Origin of the sequence: Vibrio qingdaonensis (assembly GCF_026191675.1) — a bacterium.
Classification (GTDB): Bacteria; Pseudomonadota; Gammaproteobacteria; order Enterobacterales; family Vibrionaceae; genus Vibrio; species Vibrio qingdaonensis.
The window spans coordinates 37,473-54,315 of record NZ_JAKRRY010000004.1; the positions used below are offsets into that span (position 1 = coordinate 37,473).

Below are 16,843 nucleotides of genomic sequence, written 5' to 3' on the forward strand. Positions count from 1 at the left end.
CCGAGCTTCCATACGATGTGCGAAATAGTTTTAGCTTTAACACGTCATTAAACAGGTCAGAAAATCATAACCATAATGTGTAAAGAGGTCTCATCATGTCCACATTTCTCGAACAAGGAACCCGATTTTCGCTTTCGGATCCTACGCTTCTTCCGAACTCTGCAGGGTATTTGTGGAATCGTAAGATGATGATTCATGTTAATTGCCAAGGTTATGTAGTGGCACAGTATATGAATCCTGAGCCCAAGAAGTATACGCATGTTCCCAACCTCGCCGCGACAAGTTTTATGCAGCCAGAGCAACCGTATTTTGCTCATCATCCAGGGCGTTTTTTTTATGTAAGAGATGATGAAACGGGTGAGTTATTTTCGGCGCCGTTTGCGCCCATAAAAACCCAACTTGATAGCTTTGAGTTTCAACCGGGATTAACGGATGTGAAATGGGTAGTGAAGCACAGTGACATTGAATTGGTCATTACTTTAACATTAGGAGAAGATGAAGCTGCAGAGCTATGGAATGTCACGGTTTCCAATACGGGAACAACGCAGCGTAAACTCTCCATCATTCCTTATTTTCCTGTTGGTTACATGTCTTGGATGAACATGGGGGCGCACTATGATGCTTCCCTCAATAGCATTGTGTGCACGTCGATTACGCCTTATCAAAAGCTAGAAGACTACGAAAAGAATAAGCATCTTAAAGATATGACCTTTTTTTATTCTGATATGGCTCCGGACGCTTATGAAACAAGCCTTCCCAGATTTGAAGGGCAAGGCGGACTTCATAACCCTAGTGCGCTTCAACATAAGGGGGATTTGAGCTGTAAAGAAGCGTGCTATGAGATGCCTACCTGCGCGATGCAATTTAAATTGGACCTTAAGCATGGAGAGAAAAAAGCACTAAACTTTGTCTTCGGTCCTGCACTGAATAAGCAAGAGATTCAGCAAATTATTGACGCGCATACTGGTGATGAAAAAGATAGCGCAACGCGAGCATATGCAGATTACGTATCATCTGGTGTTGGTGTAATTGAGATTGAAACACCAGACGACACATTTAACCACTTCGTGAACCATTGGTTGCCTAGGCAAGTGTTTTACCATGGTGACACACACCGTCTTACGACAGACCCTCAAACTAGAAATTACTTACAAGACGGTATGGGGATGGCGTATGTACAAAGTGAAGCGACTCGAAAGGTGATTCTGACCTCATTATCTCAACAAAAGGTGGATGGAGAGATGCCAGACGGCATTTTACTCACGCCAGAAGCAACGTTGAAGTACATTAACCAGATCCCGCATACCGATCACTCCGTTTGGCTTGCTCTTATTCTTGAGTCCTATTTGAATGAAACTAATGATTTAAAGGTTCTTCATTACCCTGTGGTCTGGGCGGATGATGAAAGACCAAGTTCAGTGTTAGAGCACATGAATAGAGCCATGATATATATGTGTGAAGCGCGCGATCATCGAGGCTTACCTTTTATTGCACAGGGTGACTGGTGTGATCCTATGAATATGGTTGGGCCTAAAGGTAAAGGGGTATCGGGTTGGCTAGCGCAAGCACTCAGTGTGGCGTTACAAAAGTGGGTGAAGATTTCACGTAAGTATAATGATGAGGCACTGATTAAACAGTTTGAGTCGACAATAGAACAATTGGCTACGATCTCCCATGAATATTTGTGGAAGGGGGATTGGTACGCCCGTGGCATAACTGATGATGGTGTGACGTTTGGTGTGCCGGAAGATAAAGAAGGACGCATTTTTTTGAATACACAAAGCTGGGCGCTTTTAGCGAATATGCCAAGTGCCGTTCAGAAACAGAAAATGCTTACGGCTATTGATGAGCAATTGGATACACCTTACGGTGTGATGCTGTGCGCGCCCGCTTTTACTGCCATGCGTGAAGATGTGGGTCGGGTAACACAAAAATGGCCAGGATCTGGCGAAAACGGCTCTATTTATAATCACGCGGCGGCATTTTATGCTGCTAGTCTCTATGCCATTAATGAACCAGATCGCGCATTTAGTGTGTTACGTAAAATGGTAGCAGACCCACAAAGTGATACGTTTGAGCGAAGAGGGCAGTTACCGGTTTATATCCCTAACTATTATCGTGGGGCTTATTATCAGTATCCAGATACTGCTGGGCGTTCAAGTCACTTATTTAACACAGGGACTGGTGCTTGGTTTTATCGGATGGTTATTGAAGAAATGCTGGGGCTAAAAGGCTGTGAGGAAGGACTAATGATTGACCCTAAACTCCCATCTTGCTGGTCAGAACTGACGGTGAAACGAGAATTTAGAGGGGCTCAATTTCACGTAACATACCGACGTTTACCTGATATACGAGAAGCTGAAATACACATAGATGGCATTAAGTTACAGGGTAGCGTAATTAAAAAGGTTGAATCTCAGTCAAATTATCGACTAAGGGTGGATCTGCCCCTGACCTAATTAAGATGGTCGTTGAGCGTTATCCTTGGTGGCGCAGAAAAAGTTGGGTGGGCAGAAAGTAATACCCGGAAAATAATACCCAGAAAATAATAAAGCCAGTTGGGAATACCAACTGGCTTTATTCGATTTAGCAAGTGAGGCGTTTACACTTCGTTTGAAGACGGCTTTTCTTCTGGGGCCATGGCGGGCTCAGCAAACACTTCAACTGGTTTAGCGACAATGCTACGCGTTTCTAGATTTACATCTGACAATAGAACTTTAAGTGTATCGCCTAAACGGTAAACGAGGTTCTTATCAATCGACACAGTGCCATTCTCGTTATTACTGACAATACGTTCTTTATTACTCACAATGAGCGAGTTTGGAATAAAGACTGCTGCGCCATTTTCGGTCAAACGGGCACGCATGCCTGCGCGGTTAATGTCGAAAATCTCGGCAGTAAATTCGGTACGGTTTTTTGGTTCGTTGACCAACGTACGCGCATAGAGCCAATCACCCACTGTACGTTCCGCCATTCTATGGTGCTTACGGTGGACTGCCAGTTCATCGCCTAATACATCATCAGGCTTTTGGGTTGGCTCTGTTTGAGTGATATGTGCCTTAAGAAGACGGTGGTTGACCATATCGCCGTATTTACGGATGGGCGATGTCCACGTCGCGTAGACATCAAGTCCCATCGCGTAGTGAGGAAGCGGTTCATTGCCTACTTCGCTATAAGCTTGGTACTTGCGAACGCGGTTATCCAAATAACTTGAATCTAATCCGCCCAAATCACGACGTAATGCAGCAAAACCTTCTAATGAGGTGATTTGCTCATCGGTGTAGATAGGCTCTTCGTTTACTGGATTAACCAACTCGAGTACGTCTTTAATTTTTTCTGGCTTGAAACCTGCGTGAGTATTGAAGACGCCAAAGCCAAACGCTTCTTTTAACGTACGACCCGCACAAATATTAGCCGTGATCATGGCTTCTTCAACGAGACGGTTAGCACAACGTCGTGAGTCCGCGTGAATAGCGATAACATCATTATCATCGCTCAATTCAAAGCGGTAATCTGGGCGGTCAGGGAAAACCACGGCGTTATTTTCACGCCATGCTGCGCGAGCTAAAGAGAAGTCGTAGAGGTCACGGACAACCGTCGCGATTTCATCAGTTGGTTGCCAAGTCTCGCTTGAACCAGTCTCTAACCAATCGGATACGTGTTGGTAAGCCAATCTTGCATGAGATTTCATGGTTGCCGCAAAGAATTTGATGTCATCTTGAATAACGCCATCTTTATCTACGGTGACCGAGCAGCAAAGTGCTGGGCGCAGTTCATTTTCAATCAGTGAGCAGACATCGTCAGCGAGATCGCGAGGAAGCATTGGAATATTGCGACCTGGCAGATAGATGGTGTAGCCACGCTGGCGAGCCACAACGTCCATTTCATCTTCAGGTGTAATATAAGCGGTAGGATCAGCGATGGCGATGGTGACTTCAAAGTCGCCATTGTCTTTTTTCTTCGCATACAGCGCGTCATCCATGTCTTTGGTAGACTCACCGTCAATGGTAACAAATGGCATGGCTGTCAGATCAGTACGCTCTAATGCTGAGTCGTCTTTGATTTCCCAAGACTCTAAACCAGTCGGTTCACTGTTAGGTAAATCATTTTGCGCTAAGGTTACCCACCAAGGCGCAATTTTGTCGTCGCCATCGGTGATCTTCTTAGAAATTTCAACTAAGAAACCGTTGTCCCCTTTTAAAGGGTGGTTGATAACGTGTGCAACAACCCAATCGCCTTCATTAAGGTCATCGGCTTTGATGCCCTTTTGAGTTTTCGCTTTCAGTGATAGCTTTTTAAGGGCAGGGTGGTCGGGTGTGACATTGAGACGGCCCTTAAAGCGTTTTACTCGTCCAATAAAACGAGTGACACCTTGCTCTACCAGTTCTTGTGGTTCTGCTAATTCACGATCATTTTCAGTTCGGATAATGGCCACGACTTTATCACCATGCATACATTTCTTCATTTGCGGTGGTGGAATAAAGAAACTGGTTTTAGCATCAACTTCTAAAAAGCCAAAACCTTTCTCGGTTGCCTTGATTGTGCCTTCTTTTTTAGGAAGGTTCTCTTGAATCTGCTGTTTGAGTTGAGCGAGTAGCGGGTTATCTTGAAACATGTATCTACTTCTTAGCAATGAAAGTGCCAACACTATACCCAAAGGCTAGGTTGTTGCCTAGTTGAAACTCAAGGGTGAAAGCGCAGTAATATAAGAGGGGAACGCTTAAAAAGTTGCCAATTCGATTGCACATTACTCAAAAATGACGATGTATGAAGAAAATTGTGATGTATTTCAATTTTTTCTGGCTTTTTTTGTGCATTTAGGGAATAATCCGCCTCCTTGTTTACGTCCCTAGTGGCTTGATGCGATTTGTCACTTTTCCGCATCTGAATGGAATCAGCTCTTATCTATTGTCATTTCGACAGTATTGGATCAGTTTGGAATTGGTAGAGCTCATGGGACCTGTGTTTATATTTACTTTAATGGGATCCCAATGCAAGATTCTGTAATTCAATTCAATGAATTAGCGCTTAACGAAAACATCCTTTCAGCTCTAGACTCTATGGGCTTTGTATCGCCAACTCCAATCCAGGCGGCTGCAATTCCTCTATTACTAGAAGGAAGAGATGCGTTAGGTAAAGCTCAGACGGGTACGGGCAAGACAGCAGCATTCTCTTTGCCGCTTCTTAACAAAATCGATCTTAACCAGCACAAACCTCAAGCGATCATCATGGCTCCTACACGTGAGCTTGCGATTCAGGTTGCTGCTGAAATCAAAAACCTTGGTCGTGATATCAAAGGTTTGAAAGTTTTAGAGATCTACGGTGGTGCTTCTATCGTTGATCAAATGCGTGCTCTAAGCCGCGGTGCTCACATTGTTGTGGGTACACCTGGTCGTGTTAAAGACCTTCTAACTCGTGACCGTCTACACCTAGACCAAGCTCACACATTCGTTCTTGATGAAGCGGATGAGATGCTAAAAATGGGCTTCGTTGACGACGTTACTTGGATTCTAGAAAAAGCGCCAGAAACCGCACAACGCGTTCTGTTCTCTGCAACTATGCCTCCAATGGTTAAAACAATTGTTGATCGCTACTTGCGTGATCCAGCACGTGTTGACGTTGCGGGTACTAACCACACAGTTGATAAAGTTGCTCAAAACTACTGGGTAGTGAAAGGCGTAGAAAAAGACGAAGCAATGGCTCGTCTACTAGAAACTGAAGAGACTGATGCTTCTATCGTTTTCGTTCGTACTCGTCAAGATACTGAGCGTCTAGCGGATTGGCTAAGTGCACGTGGCTTTAGCGCTGCAGCACTACACGGCGATATTCCTCAATCTCAACGTGAGCGTACTGTTGACAACATCAAACAGGGTTCAATCGATATCCTAGTAGCAACAGACGTTGTTGCTCGTGGTCTTGATGTGCCTCGTATCACTCACGTATTTAACTACGACATCCCGTTCGATGTTGAGTCATACATTCACCGTATCGGTCGTACTGGTCGTGCTGGACGTAAGGGTAAAGCTATCCTTCTTGTTCGCACAAACCAAATCCGTATGCTGCGTACGATTGAGCGCGTAACTAAGTCTCAAATGGAAGAGATTCAACTTCCTCCTCGTGACCAAGTTGCAGCCGCTCGTCTGGTTAAGCTTGGTGCTGAGCTTGAAACAGAGAAAGGTCACAAGTCTCTAGAGAACTTCGCTGAGCTAATTGAAAAGCTTCAAGAAAGTTTAGAAATTGATGCAGCAACGCTAGCAGCGATTCTTCTTAAGCGTCAGCAAGGCAAGCGTCCATTGTTCTACGTTGGTCCAGATCCAATGATCGAAGCGATTGAACGTGACAAGAAGCGTCGTAAAGAGCGTCGTGATAACCCGGATGCTGGCCGTGATGGTCGTCGTAGCTTCAACACTCAAGATTGGGATACGTACCAACTTCAAGTGGGTCGTGAGCAAGGCGTTCAAGTTAAAGACATCGTTGGTGCTCTAGCGAACGAACTTGGTCTGACTAAAGGCTCTATCGGTGCTATCAAGCTAGATAAAGGCCAAACTTACGTTCAACTGCCTAAGCAAATGACGTCTGACGTTGCTGGTAAACTTCGTAAGCTACGTATTCGTCAGAAAGAAGTTGGCGCAGTGGTTGTTGAATTTAGCGACTTCCGCGAGTCTCGTGGTCCTCGTCGTGACGGCGGTCGTGATAACCACCGTGGTGCGCGTCGTGAAGGTCACCGTGGCCAACGTGACGGCAACCGTGAAGGTGGCAATCGCGAAGGTGGCGGTTACCGTGGTAACCGTGACGGTGCTAATCGTGGTCAACGTGCTGAAGGTGAACGTCGTTTCGACCGTAACCGTGGCGGCGACCACCGTGGTAGCCACCGTGGTGAGCGTGGTCAATCACGTAACACTGAGTCTTAATGCTATTGAGCATTAAACACTAATTGAAGGCCGAGCGAATGCTCGGCTTTTTTGTGCCTATAAGATTCGCACATGCAGACTGTTAACCCAAAAGGGTTAGGTTTTCTGATTAAATTCAATGGGTGAATTAATTTAAATATTGATCATCATCAACAAATGTCATTTTGATACAAATGTTTATTTAAAAGAAAGTTGAAAGATTCAAAAATTATTGAATAATACGTGTAGAATATATTAGGAAGGCGTTCTTCCACTAATGCTCAATAACAGGATACATTTTCGCATGTCTGATTCGTTTGTTCTCGTCATCAATTCTGGTAGTTCATCTCTCAAGTTTGCCGTTATCGATTCTCAAAGCGGTGAGGCAGTCTTAAGTGGCTTGGGTGAATGTTTTGGCCTAGCCGATGCTCGTATGAGTTGGAAATTTAACGGGCAAAAATCCGAAATCGCAGTAGAAGGTGAAGAAAACCATCACAAGCTAGCAATCGGTAAGTTAGTTGGTTTAACGGAAGAGTTAGGTTTAGCGAGTAATATCGTTGCAATCGGTCATCGTATTGTTCACGGCGGCGAGAAATTTACGAAGACAGTACGTATTGATGAAGCAGTAACGGCAGAAATTGAAAAACTTGCGGATCTTGCACCATTGCATAATCCAGCGGGCGCTATTGGTATTCGTGCTGCGATCGAAGCGTTCCCTGCGCTTCCTCAATTTGCAGTATTTGATACGGCTTTCCACCAAACAATGCCTGAAAAAGCGTTCACAGGCGCTATCGCGAGTGAATTGTATTCTGAATATGGTATCCGTCGTTACGGCTTCCACGGGACTAGCCATTACTTCGTTAGCCGAGAAGCTGCGAAAATGCTGAACAAGCCAGTAGAAGAATCAAGCTTTATCTCTGTTCACCTTGGCAATGGCGCATCTGTATGTGCCATTAGCAACGGTAACAGTGTGGATACGTCTATGGGCTTTACCCCGTTATCGGGTTTGATGATGGGCACTCGCTGTGGTGACCTAGACCCTGGCATTATCGAATTCCTAATGAAAAAAGGCTGGAGCCAAGAGAAGGTGTTTGAGACGCTTAATAAGAAGTCTGGTTTCTTAGGGGTGTCTGGTATTACTTCTGACGCTCGTGGCGTGCTAGAAGCGATGGAGGACGGTCATGAGGGTGCTAAGCTAGCGTTTGAAGTCTTTACATATCGTGTGGCGAAGTACATTGGTTCTTACCTGATTCCGCTTGACCACTTAGATGCAGTTATCTTCACGGGCGGCATTGGTGAAAACTCGCTTCCTATCCGTCGCGAGATCATGCGTAACCTTAAGCTACTAGGTTTTGTTGAAGACGAGAAAGGCAATGAAGCTGCTCGTTTTGGCGCGGCAGGTATCATTGGTAATTCAGAATTGCTAGGCGCAGTGGCTTTAGTTGTGCCAACTAATGAAGAATTTGTGATTGCTCAGCAGTCGGTAGAATTACTGTAAATTAAGCGATAACAAAGACGATGTGAAAGCGAGCCCAAGTGGCTCGCTTTTTTGATTCTAAATGCCTATAACATCAGAGGATAGGAGGGTCTCATTTTGTTTACATGCATGGCCCACCATTACTTGAGTAGTCGAACTCTAAGGGAATCTCACAATGATTATAAGTATTCGTCACTTAGTTGAAAAAGCGAACCACATCGTTCGCTTTTTGTCTTGGTGATATGATTCTAGCCCCGTCCTCACGGTACTCTGAATGTGAATTATTCGACGTTCGCCATTTCAAGTAATTTAGCTGCAACAAACAGATCTTGAACTGCGATACCTGAACTATCAAAAATAGTAATATCGTCGGTATTTGCACTCCCAATAGCGACACTGGTAATGACTTTTCCAATTTCTGTAATAGAAGCATTGGTCGTATGCTGGAACTCGCCAATAACAACAGATTGAGACTCGTAGTCACAAAATAGTCTTGCACGCGGGTAGAGTTCCGTTGGTAGCTCTTGCTTGCCAACTTTATCTGCGCCCATCGCAGAGATATGGGTGCCAGGCTTAACCCAGTCGGCTTGGAATAATGGCGCGGTCGCTGTCGTAGCGGTAACAATAATATCGGCTTGCTCACAACCATATTGAGCAGTGCCCACTTCGGCAGGAATGCCTTTTTTGATGAGCTTTTCAACAAATATGTCGGTATTACTTTTGTTTCTGCCAACCACAATGACCCGAGATATTGGTCTAATGGCGACAATGGCAGATACTTCATACTGAGCTTGATGGCCTGTTCCAAACACAGTTAATACTGATGCATCTTTTCTAGCTAAGTAATCGACGGCAACTGCATCCGCAGCAGCAGTCCGGTAGGCATTGACTTGACTCGCCGCGACCGCTGCAACTAACTCACCCGTTTCTGGGCTTAATAAAAAAACGGTCGTACCATGGCAAGGTATGCCATGCTGATGGTTATCTGGCCAGTAGCTTCCGGTTTTCCAACCAACCAAATTTTCAGTACAAGCAGACTTGAGTGAAAACATGGAGTCGACTTGTGGACCCTGTGCATTGACGACGGGAAATAACTGCGTCTCACTGCTTGTTGCGGCGACGAGTGCTTCCTTTACTGCAACATAGGCGAGCTCGTGAGAAATTAATTGTGCTGTTTGTGTTTCGCTTAAATAAATCATGTTACCACCCTTGAACTCTGGTCCATACATCGTAGGTATTCGTCTGTATATCAAACACGTGATAGTGCTGGTGCATTGAAGCGGTTGCGCAAGCATGGTTAGGTAGGACATGTAAGCGGCAACCAATCGGGAAATTATCAAAATTAATGTTGCTGCCGTCCACGGCTTCAATAATACCGTGCTCTTGGTTTACGGTAGTGACTTGCAGGTTGTCGAGTACCTTACCTGCGCTATCTGTTAATAGACCATACCCGCAATCTTTTGGTTGACTGGCGGTTCCCCGATCAGAAGAGAGCGCCATCCATCCCGCATCAATAAAAAGGCTGCCTCTTTCCTTATTATGACCGATCACTGTGGTGACAACACTCGCGGCAATATCATGGGTCGTGCACACCCCAATTCCTGTCATGACGAGATCAAAAAAACCATAGACTCCGGCTCTCACTTCGGTGATGCCATCTAAATTTTGGTAGCTGTGTGCGGTAGGCGTCGAGCCAATACTGACAATGTTGCAGATAATATCGGTGGCGCGAAGGTGACGGGCTGCGTTGACTGCCGCGTCGACTTCGTTTTGGGCTGCTGCGCGTAATGATGCTTGATCAAAGCATTGATATGACTCTCCGGCATGAGTGAGTATACCCTGAAAGCAGGCTGCACCACGGTCCAACAATTGAGCAATTTTGACCAATGTAGGATCGTCAGGTGTGATACCACCTCGATGTCCATCACAGTCTATTTCTATTAGTGCCGAGATAGCACAATGGTTGTTTATGCTGAAGTCATTCAGGAGGTTAGCCTGTTCGACACTGTCTAGTATGACTTTGATCTCGATGCCTTTGGATAAGAGGTTAGCGACACGCGGTAACTTAGACGCTGCAATACCAACCGCATAAATGATATCGCGATAGCCTGCGCTTGCCAGTGCTTCCGCTTCTTTCATGGTAGAGACGGTAATAGGAGAACTTTTTTTAGGCAGTAGATACGGTGTTGATTCAAGGGCTCGGAGGGTTTTAAAATGTGGTCGCAACTCACACTTGAGTCCCTCTATTTCAGTGCGCAATCTTGTTAAGTTATTAAAAAATATTGGCTTATTGACGAATAAGAATGGAGTATCCAACTTATCGTAGTGAATCTTTAAATCTGAATTTTGAAGCATAGTGGCATGACCTAATGTATCAGACGCTAAATTAGATTGATGTATCTCGAAGACACCAAATCTGTTGATGAGTAAACAGTATCTAAAAACTATGTTTTGTTTTACATTAATATTTACTAACTCATAGATTAGGTTTTAGCTAAATGATTACGACGGAAGACCTTAAATTCATTGCCACAATTGCTAATCATAGAACGTTAGCCGATGCGGCCAGAGCTTTAAATATCACGCCGCCTTCTGTCACTCTTAGGCTCCAGCACATAGAGCGAAAATTATCGATTCAGCTTATCCAGCGACCATCACGAGTCGTGAGCCTGACAGAAGAAGGGCAGATCTTGTTGGAGAGAGGGCTTTCTATTCTTAGAGAGTTAGATGAGTTACAAGAACAGCTTGATGAGAGAAAAGAACTGGTGTGTGGCAAGCTGAGAGTCTTGGCTCCGCTTGGTTTTGGTAATGATTATGTTGCTCCGATGCTGGGGGAATATAAACGGCAACACCCGCAACTCGATATCGAGTTGGAGCTGTCCGACAATCCTATTTGGTCGAGTCATCATAAGTGGGACATCATTATTTACATCGGCGCGTTAAATGACTCATCATTAAAAATGATCACTCTGGCGACGAATCAGCGCTTCATTTGCGCATCGCCAACTTACATTCAAGCAATGGGGTGCCCTGAAACCCCTCAAGCGTTAGTTAACCATCAGTGTATTGCGCTAAGAGAGAATAATGAGGACGTCACATTGTGGCAGTTTACCCATGTTGAAGATGGGAAACATGAAGTAATCAGAATCAATCCGGCATTGGCAAGTAACGAAGGTCGAGTCATTAAGGATTGGGCTATGGCGGGCTTAGGCGTCATCATGCGATCGGAATGGGACGTTCAACCTCAAATTAATAATGGTGAGCTGGTGCGCCTGTTACCGAATTATTCTTTACCTAACGCTAATATCGTCGCCCTGTTAAGCAGCCCAGAGAAAGAACGTTCCGCTCGTATCTCTGGGTTTATCTCGTTATTAAAGCAGCGATTAGCGCCTGTGCCTTGGAAGTAACGGAGTATAAGCGAGGGGGTTATAGTCAGGGCTTGGTTTAGTCGATTGTCACTCGTCCACTATCGAGCGCAGTGACAAATCAATTAGTCAAATTTACCTCACGTTTATCAAAATTAACTTTGGAGCCGTATGCCATAACATGGAAGTACAGTCGCTCGACTTTTGCTGCATCGACATAATGCCAATTGTCATTTAATTGGTAGCTAAACTCCGCATTATTCTTCCCATGATTCCAAGAGTCATTTAAAATCACTCTTAGCTTTGTATTTGGTGGAATATATTCACCAACAGGTGGTATGCCCATAACGAATGGATAGCCTGTAAGATTAATCATAAAGCCCCGTGGTCCATCGATCCAGTACGGGCGAAAGTCACCAACAATATTCGAATTAACTAATGTGTTTCCTTTATCGTCAATCACTTTCCCAATGCCAGAAATTGTATTGCTATCAGCTAGATCCCAGCTCAAATTAATAATAAATGAAACACCATCGTGTATATTAGTAAGTTTGTAACCGGCAATGGCTATTTGGTTATCCATAATATGTTTTCCTTAATGCGAAAATCAGATTTTTGACGATGTAAATACCTGATCAAACTATCCATCTACCTTGTATCTCACTCCACAAGATAGAGGGATAGTTGACTTTGTTAGGCGTTAGCTAGAGCTGCTTCCCCTTGAGAAACTGTTACTTCGTAACGAGTAGTCTGAACGGGTGCCTTTTCCCACGGTCGCATATATGCGAACTCTAAGTACTCGTTTGTACAGGCTTCTTTGGCTAAAAAAGTGAAGGTTCGCTTACCGGGAGCACCTACTATACCAGGTGCGTGTAGGTCAGTTGTATATACCGCGGATGACAACCAAAGCGCATCAGGTTTTGACTTAAGGTACCAGTCATAGCCAGTAGTGATATTTCCATGAAGTGTCACTTCAACTACTTCGCCAACTTGTTTTACCATGCAGTCACTGACAATATTTGCATTCGACATTTTATTCCCTTATTTTTAATTGTTTGAAATTCCGTTGTGATTTCAGTATTTAAATTAGTGCAAAAATGTAGCTTAAGATATTACACAGTTATTACGCGAGGGATGGAAAGTATAGTGTTGAGCTAAAGCTCTATGTTTACTGGCTTTTCATTACAAAACTCTTACAAAGAGTAGATGGTCGTAGTAATTATAATCCTTTAGTCTTTCTGCTCCGTTCAAGGCAAAAAAATAATAATTATGATTATATTTACTATAGATTCTTGTAATGAGATCTTTCATCTACATACGTCATTGAAAAATCGTTGTCAGACAGTGATGTTTTTTAATGATGGCTCTAAGCTTCATCAGTTAAAAAAAATTGAAGTAAAAAAAGACGTTTTCGATGTGTCAGGGATGTACCACGAGGTTATTACTGGCTGTAAGTTTGTGTTTGATAGCCGAGCTGATATGTCAGTAAAAATTGTAGAGGGTGAGTTACAATTTGAAGAGAAAGATCTGAAGGATTACTCAGTGAAAGACGACGGCATGAGCTTGTCCGTGGCTCAATCTCACTTCTAGTTATTGCATTAGTGCGTTATATAAGTGCATTGCATAGCTGCATTGTATTAATCGATGGCGGCGGTTAGTTTTTGTAAGCTAAACATAATATTAGCTGAACTAGACTGAAAGGGGGGATCCCTTTCGGTCTCTATCTCTATGGCTGTATACTAAATTTCATAATTGGCTTTAATACCAATATCAAAATGCAGCGGCATTCGCCATTTTTGCACTGCCAGATACATCATGATTAACCCAGTGATAGAAGAGCAAACGAGTACGCCTTGCCAGTATTCCAGCAAAATGAAAAGGGTGTTCATTGCGAGAAATAGTGGCACCAATTTTAGACCGTAAACCTTAAAACAGAATGACTCTTTTAGGGCGATACCGGAAAAAGTAACAAAGAAAAAACCAAGCGCGAGCCAGTATAGGTTTTGTTGCGCGGAATATAGCATGATCAATAAACCCAGCCACGTTGACCAAACGATAATCGCTCGGACGTGTTTGCTGTAAACATGCAAGTTCGCAGCGGTGAACACGCTCGCAAGACAAAATACCAATATCACCACTTGTGATGCATTGTCAGGCAGTGTGATTAATTTAAGCTGATGTGACGCGATAAAGGCGCAGCCAAATAAGGCAATAGAAAATAGAGAGATGCCGAACCGATAAAAACAGACGCTCACTTTGTCGAGCTTATCCAATTCTTCACGATGTTCAGGGTTTGCCATAAGTTAATCCATTTGGTTGGTGAATGTTGTGCCGACTGCTGATTCATGTGGCGATGCCAACACGGTTATCATAAAGAATTCAATATAGTTATCATAAAGAATAATGGCAGGTTTGCTTGATTAGCTTCCCTGAGATGGGGAAAATAACCTAATCAAATCACCATTTATAGCCAAACCGTGAAGGAGAGTCGTTTGAATAACAAAGTACGCTGGGGCATTGCAGGTCTGGGTAATATTGCTCATCGATTTGTTAAGGACTTAACGGGGTCGGTGGAAAACGCAGAACTCTACGCCGTCGCGGCGAGAGATCTAAGTAGAGCACAACAGTTTTCAGAACAATATGGCTGTAATACGAGCTATGGGTCGTACGCGGATCTAGCGGCAGACAGCCAAGTCGATGCCATTTATATCGCTACCATTCACCCATTTCATAAAGAATTGATTGAGCTGTTTTTAAACAACGGTAAACATGTGCTCGTTGAAAAGCCCGCATTGACCAATCTTGCCGATTGGGACGCGATGGCAGCATTGGCTGAAGGTAAGGGTTTACTGTTAGCTGAAGCCATGAAGAGCGTGACGTTTCCCGCTTACCGTGAGATGAAGCAATTTATTCGACAGCAAAATGTTGCCATTACTTCCGTGGAGGCGTCATTTGGTAATTGGCATGAATTTGATAGTACATGGCATTTATTTAACCCTACATTGTGTGGCGGTGCGACGTTAGATGTTGGCGTTTATGGCCTGTGGTTGTATGCGGATCTATGCCAACTGGCTGGAGTATCGGTGACTGAACCACAGGTTGAATTTGCGCAAGATAATCCTCAAAGTGAAGTGGATGAAAACGCTACGTTTACTTTTTCAGGTGCGCTGGAAGGTAAAATAGGCGCTTCCATTACTCGAGATCTCACTCGAGAAGCCATTATCCACGGTCCTAAGTTAGAAATTGTTATTCATGGTAAGTGGTGGAACCCAACGACGATAGACATAACTTATCAAGGTCAGTTCAAGCAGATTTCAATGCCAGTTAAGGGTGGGGGATTTGCTGATGAAATTGAGCATATATCAGCGTTAGTGCTAAGCAATGAGACTCGATCTGAGTTACTTAATCACACAACCAGTCGTCGTGTGGTCAATATTATGGAGAAAGCGCTGCGTGAAGGTGGTTATGCTGAGCTACTTAACAGCAAGTCGTAAGAGATTGGTGTTAAATAGGACTGATCGAGAAGCGTAATACTGAAAAAGCCTAGTGACGACACCTTTCTTGTTAAAGGCATGATGTCGATACTAGGCTTAACGTTCACCGATTAAGGTTAATTAATCTATTCAGCGTCAGTGTCGTTGGTGAACGACGCTTCAATTCGCTTAAGTTCTTCTTTTTCTTTGAGTTGCTTTTCTTCTTGATTAGCAAGCTTTCTACGGTTGAGTTCTTTTCTCTCAGACTTACTTAAAAACTTCACGGCTTTTTTTGTCGTCAGCGCATAGGCGATAACGTCTTCACCTTTTTCTCTGCGTTCTGCCACACGTTGTGAAAAGCGCTCATCATCACGAGCTTTTCTTTGCTCTGCTGTTAATTTACTCATTGGTGGATCCTCATTTAGTTAATTCATAGCAGGTTGCTACCATGATCAGTCAAACAAATGAGATCAGTTGCACATTCATAAAGCTGATGGGCGTATGTTATCACAGAACACGCTGGAAGCCCTATTCTATATGGGCTGTGCAGCCAATCACCTATTAATAAATTTGTGCTTTACCGTGAAGGTCTAACAAGCTCTCTAGGTGGCAAATGACCAAAAATGTGTTTCTCAGATAAACCTTACATGATCAATGGTCAGTAAATCTCATACCTTCTTCGAAAGATTATTTTTAACTACTTGTTTTTATTTACTTTAATAGACTCTTAGATGCTGTCGCTTGGATTTCTAAGCCATTGAGGCAATATCTTGTTAGGGAAACCAGTAAAGTCGTATACGATGCGCCACCAAAAAATTATGTCTACCACGACTAGGCCACCATGTCTGCTAACGCCCTTTATACTGACCTTTCCCATTACTACGATCTTATGTGTGCTGATATTGACTATCAATCTCAGAGTCATTGCGTTCAAAGGTTGCACCAAATATTTGGCAATTCGGGTAAATCACATCTCGATCTGGCTTGTGGGACGGGGCCTCACGTTCGTCATTTTATTGATTTTGGCTACCAAAGTAGTGGGTTAGATATCAACCAACCTATGCTTGATATTGCAGCACAACGATGCCCTGAGGCGCGATTTACTGTGCAAAACATGAGTGACTTTGACGCGGCGCAGCCTTTAGATTTGATTACTTGCTTCTTATATTCGATTCACTACTGTGATGGACTGAAAAAGCTTCAAGATTGCATTTCTAGTGTGTTCAAAGCACTCAATAGCGGTGGTGTGTTCTGTTTTAATGTTGTTGATCGGCTTAAAATAGACAATCGCTCATTTGTGAAGCACGCTACTCAGCATCAAGGTGAGACGTTCAGTTTTCGTTCTGGTTGGCATTACGCTGGCGAAGGTGAAAAGCAGCTACTTAAGCTCAATATTGAAAAGGCAGACGGTCAAAAAACACAAGTTTGGCAAGATGAGCATCCTATGGTCGCGTTCACCATTGAAGAAATATCGGCCATGCTTAAACCTTGGTTTGAGGTACACATTTTTGAGCACGATTACGATAAAATATTACCTTGGGATCAACGCTCAGGTAATGCAATCATCGTTTGTGTAAAAGCGTAATTTAATCACTTAAAAAGCGAGTAATTTAATCACTTAATAGCGAATAGTTAAAT

At 43.7% G+C, this 16,843-nt stretch carries 14 protein-coding genes; 7 read left to right on the plus strand and 7 right to left on the minus strand.

Features of this window, described 5'->3' with window-relative positions:
- Positions 1-95: 95 nt before the first annotated feature.
- Positions 96-2,459 (plus strand): GH36-type glycosyl hydrolase domain-containing protein, encoded by a 2,364-nt coding sequence (locus tag MD535_RS05075; protein ID WP_265673846.1) that lies wholly within the window; start codon positions 96-98, stop codon positions 2,457-2,459.
- A gap of 143 nt (positions 2,460-2,602) precedes the next feature.
- Here MD535_RS05075 and rnb read toward each other — a convergent pair whose 3' ends face one another.
- A complete protein-coding gene (rnb, locus tag MD535_RS05080) occupies positions 2,603-4,615 on the minus strand; it encodes an exoribonuclease II (RefSeq protein ID WP_265673847.1) in 2,013 nt (670 codons plus the stop codon).
- A gap of 376 nt (positions 4,616-4,991) precedes the next feature.
- On the opposite strand from rnb, the gene MD535_RS05085 reads away from it, so the two are divergent.
- Positions 4,992-6,911 carry a DEAD/DEAH box helicase gene (locus MD535_RS05085; protein ID WP_313897272.1) on the plus strand — a complete coding sequence of 640 codons (1,920 nt, stop codon included), beginning with the start codon at positions 4,992-4,994 and terminating at the stop codon, positions 6,909-6,911.
- Positions 6,912-7,194: 283 nt separating this feature from the next.
- On the plus strand, positions 7,195-8,388 hold the full coding sequence (locus tag MD535_RS05090) for an acetate/propionate family kinase (protein WP_265673848.1): 1,194 nt from the start codon (positions 7,195-7,197) through the stop codon (positions 8,386-8,388).
- A gap of 260 nt (positions 8,389-8,648) precedes the next feature.
- On the opposite strand, the gene MD535_RS05095 is transcribed toward MD535_RS05090, so the two are convergent.
- Together MD535_RS05095 and MD535_RS05100 are read right to left on the minus strand one after the other, a co-directional pair.
- On the minus strand, positions 8,649-9,566 hold the full coding sequence (locus tag MD535_RS05095; RefSeq protein ID WP_265673849.1) for an ornithine cyclodeaminase family protein: 918 nt from the start codon (positions 9,564-9,566) through the stop codon (positions 8,649-8,651).
- Between the two features lies 1 nt (position 9,567).
- A complete protein-coding gene (locus tag MD535_RS05100) occupies positions 9,568-10,722 on the minus strand; it encodes a DSD1 family PLP-dependent enzyme (protein WP_265673850.1) in 1,155 nt (384 codons plus the stop codon).
- Between the two features lie 143 nt (positions 10,723-10,865).
- On the opposite strand from MD535_RS05100, the gene MD535_RS05105 reads away from it, so the two are divergent.
- The gene (locus MD535_RS05105; RefSeq protein ID WP_265673851.1) at positions 10,866-11,774 is read left to right on the plus strand and encodes a LysR substrate-binding domain-containing protein; all 909 of its coding nucleotides are present in this window, start codon (positions 10,866-10,868) and stop codon (positions 11,772-11,774) included.
- Positions 11,775-11,853: 79 nt separating this feature from the next.
- On the opposite strand, the gene MD535_RS05110 is transcribed toward MD535_RS05105, so the two are convergent.
- Both MD535_RS05110 and MD535_RS05115 read right to left on the minus strand, forming a co-directional pair.
- A complete protein-coding gene (locus MD535_RS05110) occupies positions 11,854-12,315 on the minus strand; it encodes a hypothetical protein (RefSeq protein WP_265673852.1) in 462 nt (153 codons plus the stop codon).
- Positions 12,316-12,425: 110 nt separating this feature from the next.
- On the minus strand, positions 12,426-12,764 hold the full coding sequence (locus MD535_RS05115) for a protease inhibitor I42 family protein (RefSeq protein ID WP_265673853.1): 339 nt from the start codon (positions 12,762-12,764) through the stop codon (positions 12,426-12,428).
- Positions 12,765-13,079: 315 nt separating this feature from the next.
- Between MD535_RS05115 and MD535_RS05120 the strand changes: the two genes are divergently transcribed.
- Positions 13,080-13,322 carry a hypothetical protein gene (locus MD535_RS05120; protein ID WP_265673854.1) on the plus strand — a complete coding sequence of 81 codons (243 nt, stop codon included), beginning with the start codon at positions 13,080-13,082 and terminating at the stop codon, positions 13,320-13,322.
- A 149-nt stretch (positions 13,323-13,471) separates the two neighbouring features.
- Here the strand turns inward: MD535_RS05120 and MD535_RS05125 are convergent, their stop codons facing one another.
- On the minus strand, positions 13,472-14,032 hold the full coding sequence (locus MD535_RS05125) for a DUF2301 domain-containing membrane protein (protein WP_265673855.1): 561 nt from the start codon (positions 14,030-14,032) through the stop codon (positions 13,472-13,474).
- 192 nt (positions 14,033-14,224) lie between these two features.
- Between MD535_RS05125 and MD535_RS05130 the strand changes: the two genes are divergently transcribed.
- Positions 14,225-15,226 carry a Gfo/Idh/MocA family protein gene (locus MD535_RS05130; protein WP_265673856.1) on the plus strand — a complete coding sequence of 334 codons (1,002 nt, stop codon included), beginning with the start codon at positions 14,225-14,227 and terminating at the stop codon, positions 15,224-15,226.
- A 125-nt stretch (positions 15,227-15,351) separates the two neighbouring features.
- On the opposite strand, the gene MD535_RS05135 is transcribed toward MD535_RS05130, so the two are convergent.
- Positions 15,352-15,612 carry a DNA polymerase III subunit epsilon gene (locus tag MD535_RS05135; protein WP_250618517.1) on the minus strand — a complete coding sequence of 87 codons (261 nt, stop codon included), beginning with the start codon at positions 15,610-15,612 and terminating at the stop codon, positions 15,352-15,354.
- Between the two features lie 434 nt (positions 15,613-16,046).
- Here MD535_RS05135 and MD535_RS05140 point away from each other — a divergent pair, with 434 nt between their 5' ends.
- Complete coding sequence (locus tag MD535_RS05140) at positions 16,047-16,790, plus strand: class I SAM-dependent DNA methyltransferase (protein ID WP_265673857.1); 744 nt, start codon at positions 16,047-16,049, stop codon at positions 16,788-16,790.
- The last annotated feature ends 53 nt before the right edge of the window (positions 16,791-16,843 follow it).

What these genes read in the sequence shown, in the direction of transcription:
- MD535_RS05115 (WP_265673853.1), bottom strand. Translation starts at nt 12,764, where the DNA reads ATGTCGAATGCAAATATTGTCAGTGACTGCATGGTAAAACAAGTTGGC.
- MD535_RS05075 (WP_265673846.1), top strand. Translation starts at nt 96, where the DNA reads ATGTCCACATTTCTCGAACAAGGAACCCGATTTTCGCTTTCGGATCCT.
- MD535_RS05090 (WP_265673848.1), top strand. Translation starts at nt 7,195, where the DNA reads ATGTCTGATTCGTTTGTTCTCGTCATCAATTCTGGTAGTTCATCTCTC.
- MD535_RS05085 (WP_313897272.1), top strand. Translation starts at nt 4,992, where the DNA reads ATGCAAGATTCTGTAATTCAATTCAATGAATTAGCGCTTAACGAAAAC.
- rnb (WP_265673847.1), bottom strand. Translation starts at nt 4,615, where the DNA reads ATGTTTCAAGATAACCCGCTACTCGCTCAACTCAAACAGCAGATTCAA.
- MD535_RS05095 (WP_265673849.1), bottom strand. Translation starts at nt 9,566, where the DNA reads ATGATTTATTTAAGCGAAACACAAACAGCACAATTAATTTCTCACGAG.
- MD535_RS05100 (WP_265673850.1), bottom strand. Translation starts at nt 10,722, where the DNA reads ATGCTTCAAAATTCAGATTTAAAGATTCACTACGATAAGTTGGATACT.
- MD535_RS05120 (WP_265673854.1), top strand. Translation starts at nt 13,080, where the DNA reads ATGTTTTTTAATGATGGCTCTAAGCTTCATCAGTTAAAAAAAATTGAA.
- MD535_RS05110 (WP_265673852.1), bottom strand. Translation starts at nt 12,315, where the DNA reads ATGGATAACCAAATAGCCATTGCCGGTTACAAACTTACTAATATACAC.
- MD535_RS05105 (WP_265673851.1), top strand. Translation starts at nt 10,866, where the DNA reads ATGATTACGACGGAAGACCTTAAATTCATTGCCACAATTGCTAATCAT.
- MD535_RS05125 (WP_265673855.1), bottom strand. Translation starts at nt 14,032, where the DNA reads ATGGCAAACCCTGAACATCGTGAAGAATTGGATAAGCTCGACAAAGTG.
- MD535_RS05140 (WP_265673857.1), top strand. Translation starts at nt 16,047, where the DNA reads ATGTCTGCTAACGCCCTTTATACTGACCTTTCCCATTACTACGATCTT.
- MD535_RS05135 (WP_250618517.1), bottom strand. Translation starts at nt 15,612, where the DNA reads ATGAGTAAATTAACAGCAGAGCAAAGAAAAGCTCGTGATGATGAGCGC.